The sequence below is a fragment of the Mycolicibacterium confluentis genome (assembly GCF_010729895.1).
Taxonomy (GTDB): Bacteria; Actinomycetota; Actinomycetes; order Mycobacteriales; family Mycobacteriaceae; genus Mycobacterium; species Mycobacterium confluentis.
In genome coordinates this window covers 683140-706097 of the sequence record NZ_AP022612.1, presented here as the reverse complement: position 1 = coordinate 706097, position 22958 = coordinate 683140, and the positions used below count along the sequence as shown (strand labels likewise).

Here is a 22958-nt window from a genome sequence, read left to right as displayed (position 1 = left end):
GGCACGCGTCGATAAGCCGACTTTGAAATTCGATGTTGGTGGACTATCGGAGAGAGACCAATGACGTCAGACCTTGCAAACACCTTTGGACCGCTGGTTACCCACGCCGCCGATATCGCTGGAGCTGCCGATCGACAGTCTGTTCGGTACATCGAGTCCACCTGGCGTTCCTGGCTCCGCCGTGCCGACATCGAATCTTCGTTCGTCGACAAGGTATTTGGGGCGATCGGTCCGGATACCGTTTCACGCCACCAAATCCGTACGTTGGCCGAAGACATCGACTCACCTGATGGACGTCTTGCACTCCTCATCGCCGCGCTCGTATGGGGACGTGGCACCGCCAACGGTCGGATGCGGGAACCGATGCTGCGCGCGATCACGCACTCCAACTGTGACGATGTTCTGCAGAAGACGGCACAGTTGGCGCGGGAAGGAGCTGCTGCTGAGGCGTACAACGCTTGGACACTGCCAGGACTTCAAGCTGCGTTCTTCACTAAATGGCTATGGGCTGCGACGTCGCTCCGACCAAACACATGTTGCCTGGTGCTGGACAAACGGGTGTGGAACAGTCTGGGCGCGCTCGGCTGGAATAGCCTCGAAGCGGCGGGAGGCCAACGCAACTGGGGTGTGCGTTATGCCGCCTACGTAGACGCCATGCATAAATGCGCAGACGAGGCCGGGCAGGGTGTCACCGCCGAGGACCTCGAATACACGCTTTTTCGGATTAACGGAAACCTTGACGCGCTGTGACCCGCCGTCCTCGTTTCGTGGAAGTTACCCCTAAGCCCAGACAGGTGTCCTAAATCTGACCAGTCTCGTCGCTGTGCTCGGGGCACAGCGCGTAAGTGGCGTACCCGATGAAGATTGCCCCGTAGTAGTCGAACATGTCCGTCGAGTGGTTGTTCAGCGGTTCCAGCACTCGCTGCCGGGCCGAGGCGGAATCCAGACCCTCGTCTAGTGCACCGCACAACTGGTGGCCGCGCTGCACCAGTGCGCGGTCCTGTTGTTGCTTGCTGGCAGCGCGGCCGCCGATGGCGTCGAAGAACAAGGGGGCGCTGGTATATCCGTTGGCCCCGTTGAGTGAAGCGACGGAGTCCAGGAACAACTTTTCGCTTGCCGAAAAGCCCACCTCTGCGCGCGTCGGCGATGCCGTGACCGTCACCGTGGGAGGCGCTGCAGTACTCGACGCGGGAGGCGTCGGCACGACCGAAGTCTGTGTAGACGACGGAGCATCTGCCGTCCCGGTCGAGGCGGGCGTGGTTGGCGCATTGCTCGACGAGATGGCGGTGGTATTCGACTGCGCGTGCTGCCAGGGCCGCCACAGCAACGCCACAACACCGAGCACCAGCAACACCGCTGCAACCGACACTACGACTGCCATCGGCGTAGCGGATCGGGTGGAGACCCCATGGATTACAGCTCTACCGGAGTCGGTCGTGCCAACTACGCTGCGGGTTGCTAGGGCGGGGGTTGTAGGCGCTGTGACAGTTCGCCCCCACCGCGGGCCAGCCGTTTCACTGAAGGCGTGGGCGAAATCGGTGCAGCATTCGAAGCGGTCCTCGGGGTTCTTGGCCAGACCGGCTGCCAGGACGGGGTCAAGGGAGGCGAGGTCGGGTCGTATGTCGGCAAGGGAGGGCACCGGCGCGTTGAGGTGGCAGCTGATGACGACTGCCGGGTTGGAATTGGGGAACAGCTGCGACCCGGTCAGGAGGTGGTATGCGGTTGCGGCCAGGGCGTACTGGTCGGCCCGCCCGTCCATCGGCTCGCCCATGAGCTGTTCAGGGGCCGCATAGGCAACCGTGCCGACGGTCATGTTGGTGGTGGTGATGCCGCTGGTGTCATCGAGAGGCCGTGCAATACCGAAGTCGGCCAGGTAGACGTCGGGCTCGTCGCCATCAACGTCAGCAATGATGATGTTGGCGGGTTTGACGTCACGGTGCAGTAGGCCCTTCTTGTGGGCGTAGTCCAAGGCGCTGGCGACTGATCCGACAATGTGAGCGACAACGTCGGCGGGCATGCCCGCCGGATACTTTTGCTCCAGCAGGTGTGCTGCGTCGGTGCCGTTGATGTAGTCCATCGCGATCCACAGGCGGCCGTCGTGTTCCCCTCGGTCGTGGACTCCGACGATGTTGGGGTGGCGTAGGCCCGCGGCGAGGTCGGCTTCGCGAATGAACCTCTCCCGGAACGACTCGTCGCTCGACAGGTCGGCGCGCAGCACCTTAAGTGCTTCCTGACGTGGCAGGCGGGGGTGCTGGACTAAGTACACCTCACCCATGCCACCGGACCCCAACAGTCGGAGGACTCGGTACCCAGCGAAGGTCTCCCCAATCCTCAGCGGCATAGGCGGATGGTAGCTGCTGTGACCGCGCAAGCGGAGGGGTGAGAGGAGGACCGGTGCGGTTGAGCCCCGGTGCCACCGGACATCTGCTGCGCTAGGAAGGCTCCGAGCACTGACGTGACGAACGGGTTGACCGGCGCGCGCTGGGGAGTCAGAAGCAGATTTCACACTCCGAGGGCGTCCCCAGTTTGTTAATCGCCCAGTCCTCAAGCTCGCCGCGCCGCACTGCGCACACCTTCACGTAGCCGCCGACAAACACGTCGCCCCGTGCGGGTTCGCCGTTGATCGTGTGGCACGTGGCCTGGTGCAGAATCACGTAGTTCGGGTTGTAAGACTTCTCCATATTGAGGACGTAGCCAACCCGGTGGATGCCGACCCAGGCCCGATAGCCGTCGTCGTCGACGTTGTCGAACACTGCCACGCCTTCGGACTGTCGACCTGGGCGCAGCCGGGAGCATTCAGGGCACTGGCCAGTCACGGCCAACTCGACCTCGTGCAGCCAGCAGCGCCGTCGCCAGCGCAACAGTCTTTCGTACCCACCTTCGCCGATCATCGGTCGGCCACCTTTCGGTCGAGCTTGGTGAACGCGACGGACCCTGGCTGCTGGGATACACGCCCGGCTCGCTGTGCGCGGCGGCCAGGTCCCGCATCCGCAGGGCCACCTACGTCGGGACTCGTTGTAAACAGCGGTTTCCTGGTGCCCCCAGTCGGACTCGAACCGACACTTGGCGGATTTTAAGTCCGCTGCCTCTGCCAATTGGGCTATGGGGGCCTCTCGCGGTGGAAGCCTATTTCACCAACCGACCGCGCCACTGCGCACCTCGCCACAAACCCGAGCCCCAACCCCGTCAAGCTCAGCCCCAGACTCGTCAAGAAACCGTCAAGGTCCGCCCTGATCACCCCAGAACGGGCCTAGCGTCGATATGTGAGTGCGCTCAACTCCAGCACCACCCGACCCGGCGAGCCCGATCCCCATGTCGGACTCCTGGGCTGGGCCTGGGCTCTGCTCATCGACAGCCGCGCCCTCTGGGGATCGCTCGACGTGCGCCCCGACCGCTTTGGCACGCGTTACCTGCTGGTGGTGTATCCGCCGGGGATCACGGCCACCGAACGGCGCCGGGTCCGGATCTGGCGAGGTTGGCCGCTGTGGGGCACGCTGCTCGCGCTGGTCATGGCCGCAACACTGGGCCGATCGCTGGGAACCCCGACGGCGGTCGGAATCTCCATCGCGCTGTCGCTGTCCGTGGGGGCGCTGGTCTTCGTCCGTGCGGGTCAGACCAGAACCCGGGTGCGAACCGTGGGCGGGTTGATGCTCGCGACCGCCCACGACCCGAAGGCCGCGCAGACCTGCCGCAGGATCGAAACGCTGGCGGCCACCATGCTGCAGGCTGACGGTCACCTGCGCGCCGGTGACATCACCCCCACCGAGCACGAATTGATCTGGTGGAGCGTCTATGACGCCATTGCCCACAGAGCGTCAAGATAGCTCCGGACCAGGTCAAGAAACCGTCAACGCCAGCCCCGCCGGTCCGCCACGAGCGCACCGTGAAGTCATGACACTGCTCGACTTCCTCCCCTCCCTGCAACACGCGGCCACCACCCGCATCGACCCCACCGTCTGGCCGCTGACCGCCAGGGTCGACGACCTGGGCCGCCTCACCGTCGGCGACGTCCCACTGACTGACCTTGCCGATCAGTACGGCACCCCGTCATACGTCCTGGACGAGAAGGACTTCCGCCGCCGCATCCGCGACTACCGCGCCCTGGTGCCCCACGCCGAGATCGTCTACGCCGGGAAGTCACTGCTGACTCCGACGATCGCATCATGGGCCGCAGAGGAGCAGGTCGGCATCGACGTCTGCTCGGAAGGGGAACTCGCCGCGGCCCTACAAGGCGGCTTCGATCCGTCCCGAATCGTGCTGCACGGTAACGCAAAACCGCCCAGCCTCCTGCGCCAAGCCACCGCAGCACGCGTCGGCCGCATCGTCATCGACTCCCCCATCGAGATCGCCTTCCTGGCCTGTGAAACCCCGCGCCCGCAACCCGTGCTTATCCGCGTGACACCCGACATCGACATCCACGGCCACGCCGCGGTCACCACCGGTGTCACCGACCAGAAGTTCGGCTTCGCCCTGGCGAACGGCCAGGCCGAGCAGGCCGTGGTCCGCATCCTGAAACAACCCCAGCTGATCCTCGCTGGCGTGCACTGCCACCTGGGCTCACAGATCGCCGACCCAGAACTGTACGGCGAGGCCATCTGCCGCCTCATCGCGTTCATGGCCGACATCCGATCCCGGCACGGACTCACCCTGAATGAACTCAACCTCGGCGGCGGGCACGCCATCGCCTACCGCAGCGGCGACCCGACCCTGCACCTCGCCGAACTCTCGGCCACCATCACCGACACCCTCGAGCAAGCCTGCATCGCAGAACGATTCCCCAAGCCGCGCATCGTGATCGAACCCGGTCGCGCCATCAGCGGGCACGCCGGGGTGACGCTGTACCGGGTCGTCGCGGTCAAGACGCAACCCGGCGGACGCACGTTCGTCGCCGTCGACGGCGGCCTGAGCGACCATCCGCGCACGCAACTCTACGGCGCGAAATACACCGTGGCGCTGGCCAACCGGCACCCCATCGGCGCCACCCAGACGGTGACCGTCGCGGGCCGGCACTGCGAATCGGGTGACGAGATCGCCCGCGACGTCGACCTGCCCACCGACACCCATCCCGGCGACCTGCTGGCGGTCGCCTGCACCGGTGCCTACCACCACAGCATGGCGTCCAACTACAACATGGTGGTCCGCCCACCGGTGATCGGCGTGCACCACGGCAACGCCACCGAGATCATCCGCCGCGAGACCGTCGAGGACCTTCTGGCGCGTGACGTCGCATGGCAGAAACGGCACCGGAGCTTCGACGCCCTGCTGCACGGCGAGTGAACCCGTAAAGGTCTGCCCCGGCGCCGTAAAGAAACCGTCAAGGCCGCGGTCAGGGCCGTTTTTCGAGCCTAGTTTTCCTCACGTGATGCCCCACGCAGAAGGGCACTGTCAAGAAATGGAGCCGACATGTCGGTATTGGTCTTCGTCGTGCTGACGGTGGCGATCTTCGCCGTCCTCGGCCTGGTGCAGAGGTGGGTCGAAGGCAAGTGAGCCTGCAGAACACCATCGGCCTGATCCTCGCCGTGCTCATCGCGCTGTTCATGTTCGCCGCGCTGCTGTTCCCTGAGAGGTTCTGACGTGTCGACGACCACCGCGGGGATCTGTTTCCTCGTCCTGCTCATCGCCGCCCTGGCGGCGGTGCACGTTCCGCTGGGCGACTACATGTTTCGCGTCTACACCGCTGAGAAGCACTCGCGCGGTGAACGTCTCCTCTACCGCGCCATCGGTGCGGATCCTGACGCCGAGCAGACGTGGGGTGCCTACGCCCGCAGCGTGCTGGCGTTCTCCGCCGTCAGTGTCCTGCTGTTGTTCACGCTGCAACTGGTCCAGGGCCGCCTGCCCCTGCACCTGAACGATCCAGCCACCCCGGTGACACCGGCGCTGGCGTGGAACACCGCGATCAGTTTCGTGACCAACACCAACTGGCAGGCCTACTCCGGGGAGTCCACGCAGGGGCACCTGGTGCAGATGGCCGGCCTGGCAGTGCAGAACTTCGTCTCCGCCGCGGTCGGCATGGCCGTCGCGATGGCGTTCATCCGCGGCCTGGCCCGACGCAGCACCGGTGAGCTCGGCAACTTCTGGGTTGACCTGGTGCGCGGCAGCATTCGCATCCTGCTGCCCATCGCAGTCATCGGGGCGGTGGTGCTGGTGGCCGGCGGGGTGATCCAGAACTTCGACCTGCACACCACCGTCGTGCAGACCCTCACGGGCGGGCAGCAGGCCATCCCGGGCGGTCCGGTCGCCAGCCAGGAGGTCATCAAGGAACTCGGCACCAACGGCGGCGGCTTCTTCAACGTCAACTCCGCGCACCCGTTCGAGAACCCCACCACGTGGACCAACTGGGTGGAGATCTTCCTGCTGTCGGTCATCGCGTTCTCGCTGCCGCGCACATTCGGTCGCATGGTGAGCAGCCCCAAGCAGGGCTACGCGATCGTCGCGGTGATGGCCACCATCGCGACGCTGAGCACCAGCCTGATGATGCTGGTGCAACTGCAGCACCACGGCACCGTACCCACCGCGGTCGGCGCCGCGATGGAGGGGGTCGAGCAGCGCTTCGGTGTCGCCGACTCCGCGGTGTTCGCCAGCACAACCACGCTGACGTCCACCGGCGCGGTCGACTCGTTCCACGACTCCTACACCAGCCTCGGCGGCCTGCTGACGATGTTCAACATGCAGTTGGGTGAGGTCGCACCCGGCGGTGTGGGTTCGGGCCTGTACGGCATGCTGATCCTGGCCATCATCACGGTGTTCATCGCGGGCCTGATGGTGGGGCGCACGCCGGAGTACCTCGGCAAGAAGATCACCCCCCGCGAAATCAAGCTCGCGGCAATGTATTTCCTGATCACACCCCTGATCGTGCTGACCGGCACCGCGATCGCGATGGCCATGCCCGGACAACGGGCCGGGATGCTCAACACCGGACCGCACGGCCTGTCCGAGGTTCTCTACGCGTTCACCTCGGCGGCCAACAACAACGGATCGGCGTTCGCGGGCATCACCGTCAACACCGACTGGTACAACACCGCGCTCGGACTGGCCATGGTGTTCGGCAGGTTCCTGCCCATCATCCTGGTGCTCGCACTGGCCGGCGCACTGGCTCGGCAGGCCAAGACGCCGGAGTCCGTCGGCACGCTGCCCACCCACCGGCCACAGTTCGTCGGCATGACCGCCGGCGTCACGCTGATCCTGGTCGCCCTGACCTTCCTGCCGGTGCTCGCACTCGGCCCCCTCGCTGAAGGAATCCACTGATGACCACGCCCACAATCGATTCCGCCCCCGAGGCCAGCACCGGACCAAAACCGCCCACCCGCGTGCAGGGCGGACTGCTCGACCCGAAGATGCTGCTGCAGTCGCTGCCCGACGCGGTGCGCAAACTCAATCCGCGCACCATGTGGCGCAATCCGGTGATGTTCATCGTCGAGGTCGGTGCTCTCTGGGCCACCGTCCTGGCGGCCGTCGACCCGACGTGGTTCGCGTGGCTGATCGTCGCGTGGCTGTGGTTGACGGTCATCTTCGCCAACCTGGCCGAGGCCGTCGCCGAGGGACGCGGTAAAGCGCAGGCCGACACCCTGCGGAAAGCCAAGTCCGACACCATGGCCCGCAGGATCACCGACTCGGGTGAGGAGTACATCCCGGCCGCCCAACTCGCCCAAGGGGACGTCGTCGTGGTCGAGGCGGGCCAGGTGATCCCCGGCGACGGCGACGTCATCGAGGGCATCGCCTCGGTCGACGAATCGGCCATCACCGGCGAATCCGCCCCTGTGATCCGCGAATCCGGCGGCGACCGCTCGGCCGTCACCGGCGGCACCACGGTCCTGTCGGACCGCATCGTCGTGCGCATCACGCAGAAACCCGGCGAGAGTTTCATCGACCGGATGATCGCGCTGGTCGAGGGCGCCAACCGGCAGAAGACGCCCAACGAGATCGCCCTGAACATCCTGCTGGCGTCGCTGACCATCATCTTCGTCTTCGCGGTCGCCACCCTGCAGCCACTGGCCATCTACTCCAAGATGACCAACCCGGGTGTACCCGACGGCGCAGCCCTGACCGGGGACGGGGTGACCGGCATCGTGATGGTCGCACTGCTGGTGTGCCTGATCCCCACCACCATCGGCGCGCTGCTGTCGGCCATCGGGATCGCCGGCATGGACCGCCTGGTGCAGCGCAACGTGCTGGCCATGTCGGGACGCGCGGTCGAGGCCGCCGGCGACGTCAACACGCTGCTGCTGGACAAGACGGGCACCATCACCCTGGGCAACCGGCAGGCCGCCGAGTTCACTCCCCTGACCGGCGTCAGCCCCGAGGAACTGGCCGACGCCGCGCAGTTGTCCAGCCTGTCCGACGAGACCCCCGAGGGCCGCTCGATCGTGGTGCTCGCCAAGGAACGCCACGGCCTGCGGGCCCGCTCCTCCGGCGAGTTGACCAACGCGCAGTGGATCACGTTCAGCGCGACCACCCGGATGTCGGGCGTCGACCTCGACGACCTTCACCGGCTTCGCAAGGGCGCGGCCAGCGCCGTCGCCGAATGGGTGCGCGCGGCAGGCGGCGACGTGCCCATCGAACTGGGGCAGATCGTCGACGGCATCGCGGCCGCCGGTGGCACTCCCCTGGTGGTCGGTGAGGTCCAGAACGGCCGGGCCCGTGTACTGGGCGTGATCCATCTCAAGGACGTGGTCAAGCAGGGCATGCGGGAACGGTTCGACGAGATGCGCCGCATGGGCATCCGCACCGTGATGATCACGGGCGACAACCCGTTGACGGCCAAGGCCATTGCCGACGAGGCTGGGGTCGACGACTTCCTGGCCGAGGCCACGCCCGAGGACAAGATGGCGTTGATCAAGAAGGAGCAGGCCGGCGGCAGGCTGGTCGCGATGACCGGCGACGGCACCAACGATGCGCCCGCCCTGGCGCAGGCCGATGTCGGCGTCGCGATGAACACCGGAACCTCGGCGGCCAAAGAGGCCGGCAACATGGTGGATCTCGACTCGGACCCCACCAAGCTGATCGAGATCGTCGAGATCGGCAAGCAACTGCTCATCACGCGCGGCGCCCTGACCACGTTCTCGATCGCCAACGACATCGCCAAGTACTTCGCCATCATCCCGGCACTGTTCGTCGCGGTGTTCCCGGGCCTCGAGGCGCTCAACGTCATGCGCCTGCACAGCCCGCAGTCGGCGATCGCCTCGGCGGTGATCTTCAACGCGCTCGTCATCATCGCGCTGATCCCGTTGTCGCTGCGCGGCGTGCGGTACCGGCCCAGCAGCGCCTCAAAGCTGTTGAGCCGCAACCTGTATGTCTACGGACTCGGTGGCATCATCGCGCCGTTCGTCGGCATCAAGCTCATCGACCTGATCCTCCAATTCTTCCCGGGAATGTGACATGAACCCCTCCGCCATGCTCCGCCAGCACTGGGCCGCCCTGCGCGCGCTGCTCATCCTCACGGTGATCCTGGGACTGGCCTATCCGGTCCTGATCTGGCTGATCGCGCAGGTCCCCGGACTGCGTGACAAGGCCGACGGATCGTTGATCACCGTCGACGACAAAGTCCTGGGCAGCAGCCTGATCGGGCAGTCGTTCACCGACGCCGACGGCAACGCCCTGCCACAGTACTTCCAGAGCCGGCCGTCGGCGGCCGGAGACGGCTACGACCCGATGGCCACCAGCGCCAGCAACCTCGGCCCGGAAAGCGTTGTGGACCAACCCGACAAGCCCAGCCTGCTCACCCTCGTCTGCACACGCAGCATGCAGATCGGCCAGACCGAGAATGTCAGCGGCGCCCGCCCGTTCTGCACCAACGGCGGTGTGGGCGCGGTGTTGTCAGTGTTCGGGTCCCGGGCGATCAGCATCAACGAACCCTGCGCGACGACGCCCACACCGTTCATTGCGACCTACCGTGGCATGCGGGTCGAGTGCGCCAGGGCCGGTGAGGTCTACCACGCTGGCCGCATCATCCCGATCCGGGGCGCCGCGCCCGCCGACCCTGCGGTGCCCGCCGACGCCGTCACCGCCAGTGGCAGCGGCCTGGACCCGCACATCTCCCCCGCCTACGCGGACCTGCAGGTGCCGCGGGTCGCGGCCACGCGCGGCCTGAGCGTCGAGCAGGTCCGCGCCGCGGTCGCGGCCCACACACAGGACCGTGACCTGGGCTTCCTGGGTGAGCCGCGGGTGAACGTGCTCGAGCTCAACCTGGCCCTGGACAACCTCCCGTGAGGGCCATGTCGAGAGGATGATGGTCGGGATGGGAACGTCTGGGGCCAAACGCGGCGAACTGCGCATCTACCTGGGTGCCGCGCCCGGCGTCGGCAAGACCTTCGCCATGCTGGGCGAGGCGCACCGGCGCCTGGAACGCGGCACCGACCTGGTCGCGGCCGTGGTCGAGACCCACGGCCGCAGAAGGACCGCCGACCTGCTCGACGGCATCGAGGTCATCCCCCCGCACTACATCGAGTATCGGGGCGCAACATTCCCCGAACTCGACGTCCCAGCCGTGCTGAAGCGGCGACCCGAAGTGGTACTGGTCGACGAACTCGCCCACACCAACACCCCAGGCAGCAGAAATCCCAAGCGCTGGCAGGACATCGAGGAACTGCTCGACGCAGGCATCACAGTCATCACGACCGTCAACGTGCAACACCTGGAGAGCCTCAACGACGTCGTCACCGGAATCACCGGAATCGAGCAGCAGGAGAAGGTGCCCGACGAGGTGGTCCGCGCCGCGGATCAGATCGAACTCGTCGACATCACCCCGGAAGCACTGCGCCGCAGACTCTCTCACGGCAACGTGTATGCACCCGACCGCATCGACGCTGCGCTGAGCAACTACTTCCGGCGGGGCAACCTCACGGCCCTTCGCGAACTGGCGCTGCTGTGGTTGGCCGACCAGGTGGACGCGGCACTGGCGAAATACCGCTCCGACAACAACATCACCGACACCTGGGAGGCCCGCGAACGGGTCGTCGTCGCCGTGACGGGCGGCCCGGAGTCGGAAACCCTTGTGCGCCGGGCGTCCCGGATCGCCGCGAAGGCGAGCGCCGAACTGATGGTCGTGCACGTCGTCCGCGGCGACGGCCTCACCGGAGTGTCGGCACCCGAGATGGGCCGCATCCGCGACCTGGCCACCAGCCTCGGTGCCAGCCTGCACACCGTCGTCGGCGAGGACGTGCCCGCCGCCCTGCTCGACTTCGCCCGCGACGTCAACGCCACCCAACTTGTCATCGGCACGTCCCGGCGCTCCCGGTGGGCGCGCATCTTCGAGGAGGGCATCGGCGCGGCCGTCGTGCAGGACTCCGGCAGGATCGACGTGCACATGGTGACCCACGACCAGGCCCGGCGCGGATCAGGGTGGGCCAATGCCGGCCTGTGGCAGCACGACGCCGCATCGTGGGTCGCCGCGGTCGTGGTGCCGTCGGCCATCTGCGCCGTCGCCACGCTGGCGCTGGACCCATTCCTCGGGATCGGTGGCGAGAGCGCACTGATGTTCATCGGCGTGCTGGCGGTCGCACTGCTGGGCGGTGTCGTGCCCGCGGCACTCTCGGCGGTGCTGTCGGGCATGCTGCTCAACTACTTTCTGGTCACGCCGCGGCACACCTTCACCATCTCCGAGCCTGACAGCGCCCTGACCATCGTGGTGCTGCTGCTGGTAGCGGTGGCCGTGGCCGCGCTGGTCGACGGCGCGGCCAAACGGGCCCGCGAAGCGCGCCGCGCTGCGCAGGAGGCCGAACTGCTGGCGCTGTTCGCGGGTTCTGTGCTGCGCGGCGCGAACCTCACGGCGCTGCTCGAACGGGTGCGAGAGGTGTACTCGCAGCGCGCGGTCACCCTGCTGCGCCGCGGAGCCGACGGACCGACGGTCAGCGCGTGTGTCGGCGATAACCCGTGCACCGACCTCGACGGCTCCGACACCGCGATCGAGGTCGGCGACGACGAGTTCTGGCTGCTGCTGGCCGGCCGCCGACTGACCACACGGGACCGCAGGGTGCTGGGCGCGGTCGCGATGCAGGCCGCCAGCCTGGTCCGTCAGCGCGAACTTTCCGAGGAGGCCAGCCAGGCCGCCGCGATCGCGCATGCCGACGAGCTGCGCCGCTCTCTGCTGTCCGCGGTCAGTCACGACCTGCGCACACCACTGGCCGCCGCCAAGGCCGCGGTGTCCAGCCTGCGCAGCGGCGACGTCGGGTTCTCCCCCGAGGACACCGCCGAACTGCTGGCCACCATCGAGGAGTCCGTGGACCAGTTGACCGCGCTGGTGGGCAATCTGCTGGACTCGTCCCGGCTGGCCGCAGGCGTGATCAGGCCAGCCCTGCAACGGGTGTACCTGGAGGAGGTGGTGCAGCGCGCGCTGCTGGGAATCAGCCGGGGCACCACCGGGTTTGGCCGCGGCGAGCTGGACCGGGTGAAGGTCGAGGTCAACGACGCCGTCGCGATGGCCGACAGTGGCCTGCTGGAACGGGTGCTGGCCAACCTGATCGACAACGCCCTGCGGTACGCGTCCGACGCGCCGGTGCGGGTGACGGCCGGACGCGTCGGGGACCGCGTCCTGATCGCCGTCGCCGACGAGGGACCGGGCGTCCCGCGTGGGGCCGAGGAGCAGCTTTTCGCCCCGTTCCAGCGACTCGGCGACGCGAACACCGGCAGCGGTGTGGGGTTGGGGCTCTCGGTGGCTCGCGGCTTCGTCGAGGCGATGGGCGGGACCATCTCGGCCGGCGACACCCCCGGCGGCGGGCTGACGGTCGAGATCGACCTTGCGGCCCCACCGAAGGACCTGCGATGACCCGGGTGTTGGTGATCGACGACGAACCCCAGATCCTGCGCGCGCTGCGGATCAACCTCTCGGTGCGCGGCTACGACGTCATCACGGCGGCCTCCGGTGCCGCGGCGTTGCGCGCTGCTGCCGATCACCGCCCCGACGTGGTGATCCTGGACCTGGGCCTGCCGGACATGTCCGGGATCGAGGTGCTGGCCGGTCTGCGCGGATGGTTGACGGTTCCGGTGATCGTGCTGTCGGCACGCACCGACTCCTCGGACAAGGTCGAGGCGCTCGACGCCGGCGCGGATGACTACGTCACCAAACCGTTCGGCATGGACGAGTTCCTCGCACGCCTGCGGGCCGCGGTCCGTCGCGGTGCCGCTTCCACCGAGATTGACGAGCCGATCATCGAAACCTCCTCGTTCACCGTCGATCTGGCGGCCAAGAAGGTCACCAGGAGCGGCATCGAAGTGCACCTGACCCCCACCGAGTGGGGCATGCTCGAAATGCTGGTGCGCAACCGCGGCAAGCTCGTCGGCCGGGAAGAACTGCTCAAGGAGGTGTGGGGGCCGGCGTACGCCAAGGAGACCCACTACCTGCGGGTGTATCTGGCGCAGCTGCGCCGCAAACTCGAAGTCGACCCGTCGCACCCCAAGCACCTGCTCACCGAGGCGGGCATGGGCTACCGCTTCCAGGAGTAGCACCTCAGGCCAGCATCGGGGCCGCTTTCACCCCCGCCCGGTGGGTGCGAGTATCCGTCAGCTCAGCGATTGACGCCGGAGCAACCCGGGTATCCCCCAGCCACCTGAAGCGTCACGAGGAGGCACCACGATGTCACCAAGAGTCGGGCTGCTGGCCGACCAGTGCGCCGCCATTGTGGTGGGCGCCTTCTTCCTGGTCCTGGGCATTGCCGACGCCGTTGCCAACGGCGGCATGCTGCTCGGCGTCTTCACCACCTCGCTCTGGCTCACCCTGATCTACCTGGCCCTGGGCGTCGCGGGCCTGGTGCTGTCGCGCAGCTTCCACGCCGCGCGCTGGTACCTGTTCGGGGGCGGGCTGATCTGCGCGGCCCTGTGGCTCTACGGCACCTTCACCTCGGCCGACGTGTTGGAGCTCAACCGCGCCACCAACTGGCTGCACTTCGGTCTGGCCGTCGCCATGCTGATCTTCGGCCTCACCCTGGCCGGCACGAAAACACCACGGGGTGCCCGCGGTGAGCCGCTGCTGCCCCAGTAGGTCAGGCCACCGGGGGTTCAGGAGCGACGGCGCCGCTTAACGGCGATGACAGCCAGGACACCGGCTGCGGCGGCGCCGGTGGCACGGATCGGTGCGGGAATGTCCGACACCCCCGCCTCGATGCGAGCCGGCCACGTGCCCATCCGGCCCTCGGCGACGATGCGCGTCCCCCTGAACCGAATGCGTTCGAACTCGAAGGGGAACTCGCCTACGGGTGACGTGACTTTCACAGCGGTCGTCCAATCCTGGGTTCCACGGCGATGCGTGTGCGGAATTCGTTCTGGGCCAAGTCGAGCGCCGCACGTGCTGCACGCTGCCCGACCAGGGCATGGTCGTCGGCCCCCTGCGCGAAGACCACGGGGGCGTCATCGAGGATCGCGCCGTCGACGTTGCGGTACGGCAGTGGCGGGCCCGCGAGAATCAGGCAGTCACAGGCGATCTCCTCGACATCCTGGCCGTCGACCACGGTGACGCCGGTGATCCGCGGCATGCCGTGGGTGGCGGTGACCCGCGCTGCCGGTCGCCCCTGCGCGCCGAGCCACCGCACCGACGCGCCCGTCATGAGCTCGATGCACTCCTTGGCCCAGGGCGCGTCGCCGGCGATGACGACGTCGGTCCCGAGCCGGACGCGCTGCTGCAGCAGATGCAGCGCCAGGGTCGCGGGCACGACGCCGGCGCAGCGATCCCCGTCGATGCGCAGCTCCGCACGAGTCGGGGGCCGGTGCCCGGTGGCGACGACGAACGCGTCCGCGGCGACGATCCCGCCGAACGTGCCGACGGCCAGGAGCCGGTCGCCCTCCCAGCGGATCACCTGGGTACCGGGGGCGAACCGCACACCGAGCTGCTGCGCGTCGGTGATCAGGCGAGCGTGTGATGGATCCTCCCAATGCTCGCCGCCGGCGACGGGCAGTCGTTCGTAGACGGTGACGTCGGCCGACGGGGCCAACTGCGCCGCGGTGTGCAGACCGGCCAGTCCGGATCCGGCGATGGCGATGTGGGGTCGGGTGCTCATCGGACCGGGGTCTCCCAGTGCGATCCGGGTTCGCCGTGGCGCACTTCACCGGGTTGATCACCGGTGGCCGCCGACAGGATGAAGCTCACGCCCACCGAGCAGTAGGCCCCCTGGCAGCGGCCTGCCGTCGCTCGGGTGCGCTTGCGCACCCCGTCGAGCGACGTGGCCGGGACGGGTCCACGGCATTCCGCCGCAATCTCCGCCGCGGTCACATGCTCACACGCACACACCACGATCGGATGCTCATCCGGTGCGGCACCGGGACGCGCGGTGAACGCGGTCGCGGCCACGTCAGTGTCGATCTCGGCCAACCGCGGAATCACCGGAATGGATTCACGCACCGACGATTTCACCGGCAACTCCATGACCTCCGCACCGATCAGGTCCGCGACGTACGAGGCCACCCCGGGTGCGGCGGACACTCCGGTCGACCGGATGCCTGCCGCGTGCACCAGATTCGGCACCTTGGCGGACACCTCGATGCGGTAGGTGCGGTCGCTGGCGGGACGCAGCCCTGAGAATGTCTTGGTGACGTGACGGCGTTCCACCCCCTCGGGGAGCAGACGCTCGGCTCGGGCCCATACCGCGTCCAGCGTGTCACCGTCGGTGGTCTTGTCACCCCGGTCGTCACCGTCGACAGCGGTGGGGCCGACGAGGACCGTCCGGTTGGTGGTCGGCACCGCGTAGATTCCGCGGGTGTGCGGCGTCGGCGCGGTGCACATGATCTTGGGCACCAGGTGACCCACCGCGCGGTCGAGCAGCAGGAACTGGCCCTTGCGGGGCCACATCGTGAACGGTTCCGCGACGGCAGCGTCGGTGATCAGGTCGGCGTTCACACCAGCGGCGTTGACCACTGCGCCCACCGCAGTGGCGCCCGTGGGTGTGACGACGTGGCTGATCGCCCCGGATGGGTGGTGCCGGAAGCCCGTCACCGGGGTCGAGCAGCGAAGTTCGACTCCGTTGAGCACGGCCAGCTTCGCCAGCCCGACCGTAAGCCTGATCGGATCGATGATGCCTTCGCGGGGGACGTGCAGGGCCTCGATCGCGCTGGGGGCGGCGGTGCGCGCTTCACGCCGCAGCGCATCACCGGCGATCAGTTCGGCCTCGATGCCTGCCTCGCGTGCCTGGTTGAGCAGATTGCGCAGCGAGTCCGAGTCGCCGTCGTCGAAGGCCAGTGAGAGTGCCCCGATCCGCCGGAGCGGCACGTCCAGTGCGCGACAGATGTTCTCCCACTGTGGGTTGGTCTGCAGAATCAGGTCGGATTCCAAACTTCCCGGGGCCATGTCGAACCCGGTGCAGGCGATCGCCGAGTTCGCCTTGCTGGCACCTTCCGCGACGTCGTGGGCGGCCTCGAACCACACCACGCGCACTGCGTACCGCGACAGTTGCGCGGCGATCGCGGCCCCGATGACACCTGCACCGATCACGGCGATGTCGTAGCTACGTGAACTCATTGCTTCCGTTCGTCGATCCGTCGGTGAGCGGCATCGATCAACGCCGACGGCTCCAAACTGGTGGTGGATTCCACGAATTCACGCCAGCGCTCCCGCTCCAGGGCACGCTGCGATTCGGGCAGCGTGGGTTCGACGGTGTGGGTGAACTTCACCCGTGCGGCCAATCCCGCCAAGTCCAGTTCGCCTGCGCCGATGGCGGCCAGACCGGCAGCGCCCGCGGCGGTGTTGTCGTGGTGGTCGGCGATGGCGACTGGGCGCCCGCACAGGTCGGCTTGGCGCTGCATGAGCACTCGGTTTCTGCTCAGGCCGCCGTCCGCGCGCAAGGCCGCCGGTGCCCCGAGTTCGGCATCCACGGCATCGATCACATCGGCGACCCGGTGGGCAATGCCGTCGAGCACGGCGTAGGCGATGTCAAACCTGTCGGTGGAAGCCCGCAGGCCGTTCAATACGCCGGCCGCGTCGGCACGCCACCACGGCGCACCCACGCCGGTGAAGCTGGGCAGGAACAGCGGGTGCTGCATGCGCAGACCCGAGTCCGTCGCCGCTTCGCTGGACGCCGCGAGCTCCGCGACGTGTGAGGCGCTGTCGGCGAGACCGAGGCGCACCAGCCAGTCGACGGCGGTGGCGGCGCTGAACACGCCGCCCTCGATCGCCCACGCCTTGGGCTCACCGGGCACCGTCCAGCCATAGGTGGACATCAACCCGTGACCCGGACGTCGAGGAGCGGGGCCGACGTTGGTGTCGATGAAACAGCCCGTGCCGTAAGTCATCTTGGTGTCGCCCGGCGAGATCGCCCCCAATGCCGCCAGCGCGGCCAACTGGTCGGCCGCACTCGCGTACAGCGGTGCGCCCAGTGTGGTCGGCAGCGGCTCGGTGAACACGGTGTCGACCATGCGCGGCAGCAGTTCCACGTCGATGCCGAACGCCGCCGCGACCTGCGCGTCGAACTGCAAGTCGTCCAGCGACATCAACTGGGTGCGGCTTCCCGTCGACGGGTCGGTGACATAGGCGCCGTGGGCCAACCTGTGGATGTAGAACGCATCCAGGGTGCTGATCGCCAGCGTGCCGTCCGCGGCCGCGGCGGCCACCTCCGGCAGATTGAGCAGCATCCATGCGATCCGCGCGGCGGAATAGTAGGGGTCGAGACGGAGGCCGGTGATCTCCTCGATGCCGGCGGCCGCGGGGGTCGCGGCGATGCGGTCCACGACTGTCCCGGCCCGCCGATCAGACCAGAGGATCGCCTTGGACAGCGGTTCCCCGGTGCGCCGGTTGAAAGCGATGATCGACTCGCCCTGGTTCGCCAAGCCGATCCCGGCGAGTTCGGCACCGGGAACCGAGGCGACGGCTTCGCGCACCGTCTCCTCGATCGCGGTCACCAGGGCATTGCCGTCCTGCTCATCCCAGCCCGGGTTCGGGTGGGTGGTCACCGAGGGCCGACTCGCCGTCGCGACGCAGCGACCGTCGTCGTCGTACAGGTTGGTGCGAGTGCTCGTGGTGCCCTGATCGACACCCGCCCACACGCGGACCGCGGACCTGCGCGGGACCAGCGGCGTGGTCATTTCCCACCTCCAAACGGATGACGACCGGACGATAGAATCACAATCGATCAATTCAAGCAACAACATGATCGCTTGTGATCGTTATTAGGATGTGAACCCGTGCCGGAGAGACATGCCGAGGAGCGCCACGCCCTGCTGCTCGAACTGCTCTCTCGGCAGCAGTTCGCCTCGTTGGACGAGATGCAGCGTGCCACGGGCGCCAGTCCCCCGACCATTCGTCGTGACCTGACGCTGCTTGAGCGTCAAGGACTGCTCAAACGGGTGCGCGGCGGGGCATCCCCGGTTGCCGTGTCCAGCACGCTCGACGAGGCCTTCGACCTTCGACGGCGACGCAACGCTCGCGAGAAGGGCGCCATCGCGCTCGCGGCCGCCACCCTGGTCACGAACCGCACCTCGATCCTGCTCAACGACGGCAGCACCACTCTTGCACTTGCCGAGGAACTCGCCGCCCGGGCACCCTCGCTGTGGATCGCCACAAACGGTCTGAACATCGGAGAACGACTGGCCAGCGTCGCGTCGTTCGAGGTGATCGTGATCGGCGGCGCACTTCGTGCATCATCGTTCGGGACCAGCGGTCCATTGGCCGCCGCGGCCATATCCCAACTCAGCGTGGACATCACGTTCATCAGTTGCGACGGTGCAGACCTGGATCTCGGAGTGCGGTCCAACAGCCTGCAGGACGCGGAGATCGCGGCGGCGATGGCCAAACAGGCTCGCCGAGTCGTCGTACTGGCCGACAAGTCGAAGATCGGGCAGCGGGCGATCGCCGGGACATTGGGGTGGTCGGACGTGGACATTCTGATCACCAACGAGTGTGACGAGCAGTGGCGTGAACGCCTTCGTGACCAACGGGTCGAGGTGATAGTCGCGAAACCGCCAGCCGGCGCGAATGATTCGGCCGATCAGCCGTAACCGGGGCAGTGCCCGCGGTGAACCGCTGCCGCCCTAACAACCGGACTGCAGGAACGCCTTGGCGTAACCGGCGCTCTGATAGACGTACATCCACGCCCAGTACGGCACCGACAGGTCCAGCGGTGCGGCAGACATGATCAACTCGCCATCAAAGCACTTGTCCATGATGAAGCGGGCCCGTGAAATGTGCGGCGGATAGGTGACCACAATGACTGTGCGCCAACCTCTTTCCTTAGCCAGCCGGCCGAGTTCGCGGGCTTCACCGAGCGTGCTGCGGGGCTTGGGATCGAAGCACTCCACCGTGAACGCCGGATCATCCAGAGAGCAGTACTTCGCGACCTGACCACCCGGGCTGGACAGCACGACGTGTCGCGCCCAGCCCTGCCGGGCCAGATCCAGGCCGTGCCGTACCCGCGCCTCAGGTCCGTCGCCGCCGACCACCAGGATCGCGTCGGCCGCCCGTACGTCGTCCACCTGCGGGGAGACGAAGACCGGGTACCCCGCCACCCCGACCACCACGACAGCGGCCAGCAGCAGAGCCACCAGTCGACGCATCACCCAGGCAGGATCGAAAGCACGATTCCGTCGAGGATGTCGTGCTCGCTGACGGTGAGCGTGTTGATGCCGGCCCGTTCTCCCAGCTCACGTGCCAATTCCTCGACGACGATCGCACCGCCGCCGATGACGTCGACCCGCCCTTCGTGCATGGGCCCCAGCGCCGCGCGCTGCTTACGCGTCATGGCGATCAACTCGTCACACACCGGCAGGAGGTCGCCGAAGCCGACCTTCGACAGATGGATGGCGTCGGAGTCGTACGTCGTCATCCGCCGGGCCAAGGCCGCGATTGTGGTGAAGGTGCCCGCGACGCCCACCCAGGACTTGGCGTGCTGCACCGGCACCGCGTCCAACGCCTCAGACAGGCGCTCCCGCACCACGTCACGTGCGGCCGTCACCTCAGCCTGGGTCGGCGGGTCGCTGTGCAGGCAGCGCTCAGTGAGCCGCACGCAGCCGATGTCGGCCGAGAACGACGCCTGCACACCCTGCGACCCCAACACCACCTCGGTGGAGCCGCCACCGAGGTCCACCACGACGAAAGGTCCTGCGGCCTCGTCTAATTCGCCCACCGCACCCAGGAAGGACAGTTCGGCCTCCTCGGCGCCCGTGATCACCTCGGCAATCGCGCCGGGCAGCACCGCGCCGAGGACGTCAGACGTCATCGCGAAGAATTCGTCACGGTTGGCCGCGTCGCGGGTGGCCGACGTCGCCACCATGCGCACGCCCCGGACGTCGTTGGCGTACAACAGCTCCGCGTAATCGGCCAGCGCAACGCGGGTCCGCTCGATGGCCTCTGGGTCGAACTTTCCCGTCGCGTCGACACCCTGCCCCAACCGCACGATCCGCATCTCGCGGTGTACGTCGGTCATGCTGCCGTCGGCGGACACGTCCGAGATCAGCAGTCGGATCGAGTTCGTGCCACAGTCGATCCCCGCCAACCGGGTCATGCCCACCGCTCCTTCTCGAGAATCCCTGCCATCCCCGGTTCCTGCGCGAGGATCGCCAGCGCCTCATCCCCGAACGGGTTGACGCCCGGCCCCTTGGCCAACGAGTGCGCTATCACCACGTGCAGGCACTTCACCCGGTCGGGCATGCCACCCCCGGTGAACGTCGTGCCCAGGGATTCGATGGCATCACGTTCGGCCAGGTAGCTCTCATGCGCCCGCCGATAGGCCGCGGCCAACTCCGCATCCTGTTCGAGGCGGTCGGTCATGTCCTTCATCAGCCCCGAGGACTCCAACCTGCTCGCAGCCGCCGTCAGCGCGGGGTGCGTCAGGTAGTACAGCGTCGGAAACGGTGTTCCGTCAGGAAGTTTGGGCGCGGTCTTGACCACAGCGGGCTCACCGTTGGGACAGCGGTAGGCGATCTCCAGCACACCGCGCGGCGTGCGCCCGAGTTGCGCTTCGACCGCTGCCAAATCGTCTGGATCAACCACCGGGGGTGCTCGGATCTGCCGGGGGCGGAGGCGGAACCTCGCCCGGGATGACCGCGGGAGGCGGCGGTGGCATCAGCGGCGGTGGCGCGCCGTGCGGTTCGTCGGCGATGGTCTTCCACAGCGACGTGTACCACGGGTCGGTGTTGCTGACCGCCTCCGGCGCCTCGCCGGGACCGTCGGTCACCACCGCACCAGGCGGCAGTTGCACCTGGTACGGAATGTCGCCTGGCATCACGAAGCCCAACCTCTCGCGGGCCTGCGCGGCGATGTACGCCGGGTCCCCCAGCTTGTCCTTCTGCTGCTGCAACTCCGCGATCTGCGCCTCGAGGGCCTGCCGACTGGCCGCCAATTGCTGCATCTCGGTGCGCTGCGCGAAGTAGGTCCGCACGGGCCCGGCAATGGTCAGGGTCAGCACGCAGACCACCACCGCGAGGATCGCCGCGCGGCGCGCGGTGAAGCCCATGCGCTGCTCGGAGGACTGCTCGGCCGATCCAGCGATCGACTGCCGGATCGGCTCGAGTGCCTCAGTGCTGGCATCGGGCTCACTCGTGTCCTTACGGAGGTCTTTGCGGGGTTCCCTGCGCGCGGATGTCGGCGACGTCGCCGCAGGCTTCTTACGCGCAGTGCCGCGACCCGATGCTCCCGCCCGTCCCGCGGCACCGGGCCGTGAGGTCGGTGACCGTCTTTTCGGGTCGGGCCGCTTCGCGTCGGACATCAGTTGCCCACGCTACCGCCTACTTTGCCTCGTACCGAGGAAAGGCCAGGTCACCGGCATAGCGCGCGGCGTCGCCGAGGGCCTCTTCGATGCGCAGAAGCTGGTTGTACTTGGCGACGCGCTCGCTGCGGGCCGGCGCACCGGTCTTGATCTGACCGCTGCCGACGGCGACCGCCAGATCGGCGATGGTGGTGTCCTCGGTCTCGCCCGAGCGGTGGCTCATCATGGTGCGGTAGCCGCTGTTGTGGGCCAGCGCGACGGCGTCCAGGGTCTCGGTGAGCGTGCCGATCTGGTTCACCTTGACCAGCAGCGCGTTGGCCGCGCCCTTGACGATGCCCTCTTCCAGGCGCTCGGGGTTGGTGACGAACAGGTCGTCGCCGACGAGCTGGATGCGGTCGCCGATCGCGGCGGTCAGCGCGACCCAGCCGTCCCAGTCGTCCTCGGACAGCGGATCCTCGATCGACACCAGCGGGTAGGCGTCGATGAGCCCGGCGTAGAACTCCGCCATCTGCTCGGCGGTGCGGGTCTCCTTCTCGAACGCGTAGCCGGTGCCCTCGGTGTAGAACTCGGTGGCCGCGACGTCGAGCGCCAGCGTCACATCCGAGCCCAGCTTGAGGCCCGTCGCCTCGATGGCCGTGCTGATCAGGTCCAGGGCCGCGCGGGTACCCGCGACGTCGGGGGCGAAGCCGCCCTCATCGCCCAAGCCGGTGGCCAGGCCCTGCTTCTTGAGCACCGACTTCAGCGAGTGGTAGACCTCAGCACCCCAGCGCAGCGACTCCTTGAAGGACGGCGCACCGATCGGGGCGACCATGAACTCCTGGACGTCGACACCGGTGTCAGCGTGGGCGCCACCGTTGAGGATGTTCATCATCGGCACCGGAAGGATGTGGGCGTTGGGCCCGCCGAGGTAGCGGAACAGCGGCAGCGCGGCGCTGTCGGCGGCGGCCTTGGCGACGGCCAGCGAGACACCGAGGATCGCGTTGGCGCCCAGGCGAGACTTGTCGGGAGTGCCGTCCAGGTCCAACAGGGCCTGGTCGATGACGCGCTGCTCGTCGGCGGGCAAGCCGATGACGGCGGGGGCGATCTCGTCGAGCACGGCCTCGACGGCCTTCTCCACGCCCTTGCCGAGGTAGCGGTCGCCACCGTCACGGAGTTCGACGGCCTCGTGCTCGCCGGTCGACGCCCCGGAGGGCACCGCGGCGCGCGCGAACGTGCCGTCGATCAGCGCGACCTCGACCTCGACCGTCGGGTTGCCACGGGAATCGAGGATCTCCCGGGCCGCGACCTGCTCGATGATGGGCACTGACGTCTCCCTTGTTTCGTCGACTGAAGCGGTTTTCAGTC

Annotated in this window: 22 protein-coding genes and 1 tRNA gene; 11 read left to right on the top strand and 12 right to left on the bottom strand. The window is 67.6% G+C overall.

The window, feature by feature from the left end; translation table 11 throughout:
- Positions 1-60 precede the first annotated feature (60 nt).
- Positions 61-750: an 8-oxoguanine DNA glycosylase OGG fold protein gene (locus tag G6N34_RS03275; RefSeq protein WP_133057811.1), complete on the top strand. Its 690-nt coding sequence runs from the start codon at positions 61-63 to the stop codon at positions 748-750.
- A 49-nt stretch (positions 751-799) separates the two neighbouring features.
- Here G6N34_RS03275 and G6N34_RS03270 read toward each other — a convergent pair whose 3' ends face one another.
- The 3 genes from G6N34_RS03270 to G6N34_RS03260 form a co-directional block, all read right to left on the bottom strand.
- Positions 800-2341, bottom strand: a complete 1542-nt coding sequence (locus G6N34_RS03270; protein ID WP_085154955.1) for a serine/threonine-protein kinase — start codon at positions 2339-2341, stop codon at positions 800-802.
- A gap of 148 nt (positions 2342-2489) precedes the next feature.
- Complete coding sequence (locus tag G6N34_RS03265) at positions 2490-2891, bottom strand: hypothetical protein (protein ID WP_085154957.1); 402 nt, start codon at positions 2889-2891, stop codon at positions 2490-2492.
- Between the two features lie 142 nt (positions 2892-3033).
- Positions 3034-3110 (bottom strand) — tRNA-Leu (locus tag G6N34_RS03260).
- A gap of 153 nt (positions 3111-3263) precedes the next feature.
- Between G6N34_RS03260 and G6N34_RS03255 the strand changes: the two genes are divergently transcribed.
- The 9 genes from G6N34_RS03255 to G6N34_RS03215 all read left to right on the top strand — a co-directional run bounded on the left by G6N34_RS03255 (position 3264) and on the right by G6N34_RS03215 (position 13972).
- Positions 3264-3824 carry a DUF6611 family protein gene (locus G6N34_RS03255; RefSeq protein WP_085154959.1) on the top strand — a complete coding sequence of 187 codons (561 nt, stop codon included), beginning with the start codon at positions 3264-3266 and terminating at the stop codon, positions 3822-3824.
- Between the two features lie 67 nt (positions 3825-3891).
- Positions 3892-5277 (top strand): diaminopimelate decarboxylase, encoded by a 1386-nt coding sequence (gene lysA, locus G6N34_RS03250; RefSeq protein WP_085154961.1) that lies wholly within the window; start codon positions 3892-3894, stop codon positions 5275-5277.
- Between the two features lie 206 nt (positions 5278-5483).
- Entirely contained in the window at positions 5484-5573 is a 90-nt protein-coding gene (locus G6N34_RS27865) for a potassium-transporting ATPase subunit F (RefSeq protein WP_109788635.1), read from the top strand.
- Between the two features lies 1 nt (position 5574).
- Entirely contained in the window at positions 5575-7245 is a 1671-nt protein-coding gene (gene kdpA / locus G6N34_RS03240; protein ID WP_085154964.1) for a potassium-transporting ATPase subunit KdpA, read from the top strand.
- Entirely contained in the window at positions 7245-9374 is a 2130-nt protein-coding gene (gene kdpB, locus G6N34_RS03235; RefSeq protein WP_085154966.1) for a potassium-transporting ATPase subunit KdpB, read from the top strand. The genes kdpA and kdpB overlap by 1 nt, the downstream gene beginning before the upstream one ends.
- Position 9375: 1 nt before the next feature.
- A complete protein-coding gene (locus G6N34_RS03230) occupies positions 9376-10206 on the top strand; it encodes a potassium-transporting ATPase subunit C (RefSeq protein ID WP_085154968.1) in 831 nt (276 codons plus the stop codon).
- A gap of 28 nt (positions 10207-10234) precedes the next feature.
- Complete coding sequence (locus G6N34_RS03225) at positions 10235-12760, top strand: DUF4118 domain-containing protein (RefSeq protein ID WP_407663204.1); 2526 nt, start codon at positions 10235-10237, stop codon at positions 12758-12760.
- Positions 12757-13437: a response regulator gene (locus tag G6N34_RS03220; protein WP_085154972.1), complete on the top strand. Its 681-nt coding sequence runs from the start codon at positions 12757-12759 to the stop codon at positions 13435-13437. The genes G6N34_RS03225 and G6N34_RS03220 overlap by 4 nt, the downstream gene beginning before the upstream one ends.
- 130 nt (positions 13438-13567) lie before the next feature.
- Positions 13568-13972, top strand: a complete 405-nt coding sequence (locus G6N34_RS03215; RefSeq protein WP_085154974.1) for a DUF4383 domain-containing protein — start codon at positions 13568-13570, stop codon at positions 13970-13972.
- A 17-nt stretch (positions 13973-13989) separates the two neighbouring features.
- On the opposite strand, the gene G6N34_RS03210 is transcribed toward G6N34_RS03215, so the two are convergent.
- From G6N34_RS03210 to G6N34_RS03195, 4 genes are read right to left on the bottom strand one after another with little or no spacing between them, the layout of a single operon-like run.
- Positions 13990-14202, bottom strand: a complete 213-nt coding sequence (locus G6N34_RS03210; protein WP_085154976.1) for a hypothetical protein — start codon at positions 14200-14202, stop codon at positions 13990-13992.
- Entirely contained in the window at positions 14199-14984 is a 786-nt protein-coding gene (locus G6N34_RS03205) for an FAD-dependent oxidoreductase (protein ID WP_085154978.1), read from the bottom strand. Before G6N34_RS03205 ends, G6N34_RS03210 begins: the two co-directional genes overlap by 4 nt.
- A complete protein-coding gene (locus tag G6N34_RS03200) occupies positions 14981-16438 on the bottom strand; it encodes an NAD(P)/FAD-dependent oxidoreductase (RefSeq protein ID WP_085154980.1) in 1458 nt (485 codons plus the stop codon). Before G6N34_RS03200 ends, G6N34_RS03205 begins: the two co-directional genes overlap by 4 nt.
- Entirely contained in the window at positions 16435-17997 is a 1563-nt protein-coding gene (locus tag G6N34_RS03195; protein WP_085154982.1) for an FGGY family carbohydrate kinase, read from the bottom strand. The genes G6N34_RS03200 and G6N34_RS03195 overlap by 4 nt, the downstream gene beginning before the upstream one ends.
- 99 nt (positions 17998-18096) lie before the next feature.
- Between G6N34_RS03195 and G6N34_RS03190 the strand changes: the two genes are divergently transcribed.
- The gene (locus tag G6N34_RS03190; RefSeq protein WP_234813055.1) at positions 18097-18909 is read left to right on the top strand and encodes a DeoR/GlpR family DNA-binding transcription regulator; all 813 of its coding nucleotides are present in this window, start codon (positions 18097-18099) and stop codon (positions 18907-18909) included.
- 33 nt (positions 18910-18942) lie between these two features.
- Here G6N34_RS03190 and G6N34_RS03185 read toward each other — a convergent pair whose 3' ends face one another.
- Genes G6N34_RS03185 through eno form a run of 5 tightly spaced genes read right to left on the bottom strand, consistent with a single transcriptional unit; the run spans position 18943 to position 22917 of the window.
- Positions 18943-19464 carry a YdcF family protein gene (locus G6N34_RS03185; RefSeq protein ID WP_109788636.1) on the bottom strand — a complete coding sequence of 174 codons (522 nt, stop codon included), beginning with the start codon at positions 19462-19464 and terminating at the stop codon, positions 18943-18945.
- Positions 19464-20411 carry a Ppx/GppA phosphatase family protein gene (locus G6N34_RS03180; RefSeq protein WP_085155399.1) on the bottom strand — a complete coding sequence of 316 codons (948 nt, stop codon included), beginning with the start codon at positions 20409-20411 and terminating at the stop codon, positions 19464-19466. The genes G6N34_RS03185 and G6N34_RS03180 overlap by 1 nt, the downstream gene beginning before the upstream one ends.
- Entirely contained in the window at positions 20408-20899 is a 492-nt protein-coding gene (locus G6N34_RS03175) for a DUF501 domain-containing protein (RefSeq protein WP_085154984.1), read from the bottom strand. Before G6N34_RS03175 ends, G6N34_RS03180 begins: the two co-directional genes overlap by 4 nt.
- Positions 20892-21614 (bottom strand): FtsB family cell division protein, encoded by a 723-nt coding sequence (locus G6N34_RS03170; RefSeq protein ID WP_085154986.1) that lies wholly within the window; start codon positions 21612-21614, stop codon positions 20892-20894. The genes G6N34_RS03175 and G6N34_RS03170 overlap by 8 nt, the downstream gene beginning before the upstream one ends.
- A gap of 19 nt (positions 21615-21633) precedes the next feature.
- Positions 21634-22917 (bottom strand): phosphopyruvate hydratase, encoded by a 1284-nt coding sequence (gene eno, locus G6N34_RS03165; protein ID WP_085154988.1) that lies wholly within the window; start codon positions 22915-22917, stop codon positions 21634-21636.
- Positions 22918-22958 lie beyond the last annotated feature (41 nt).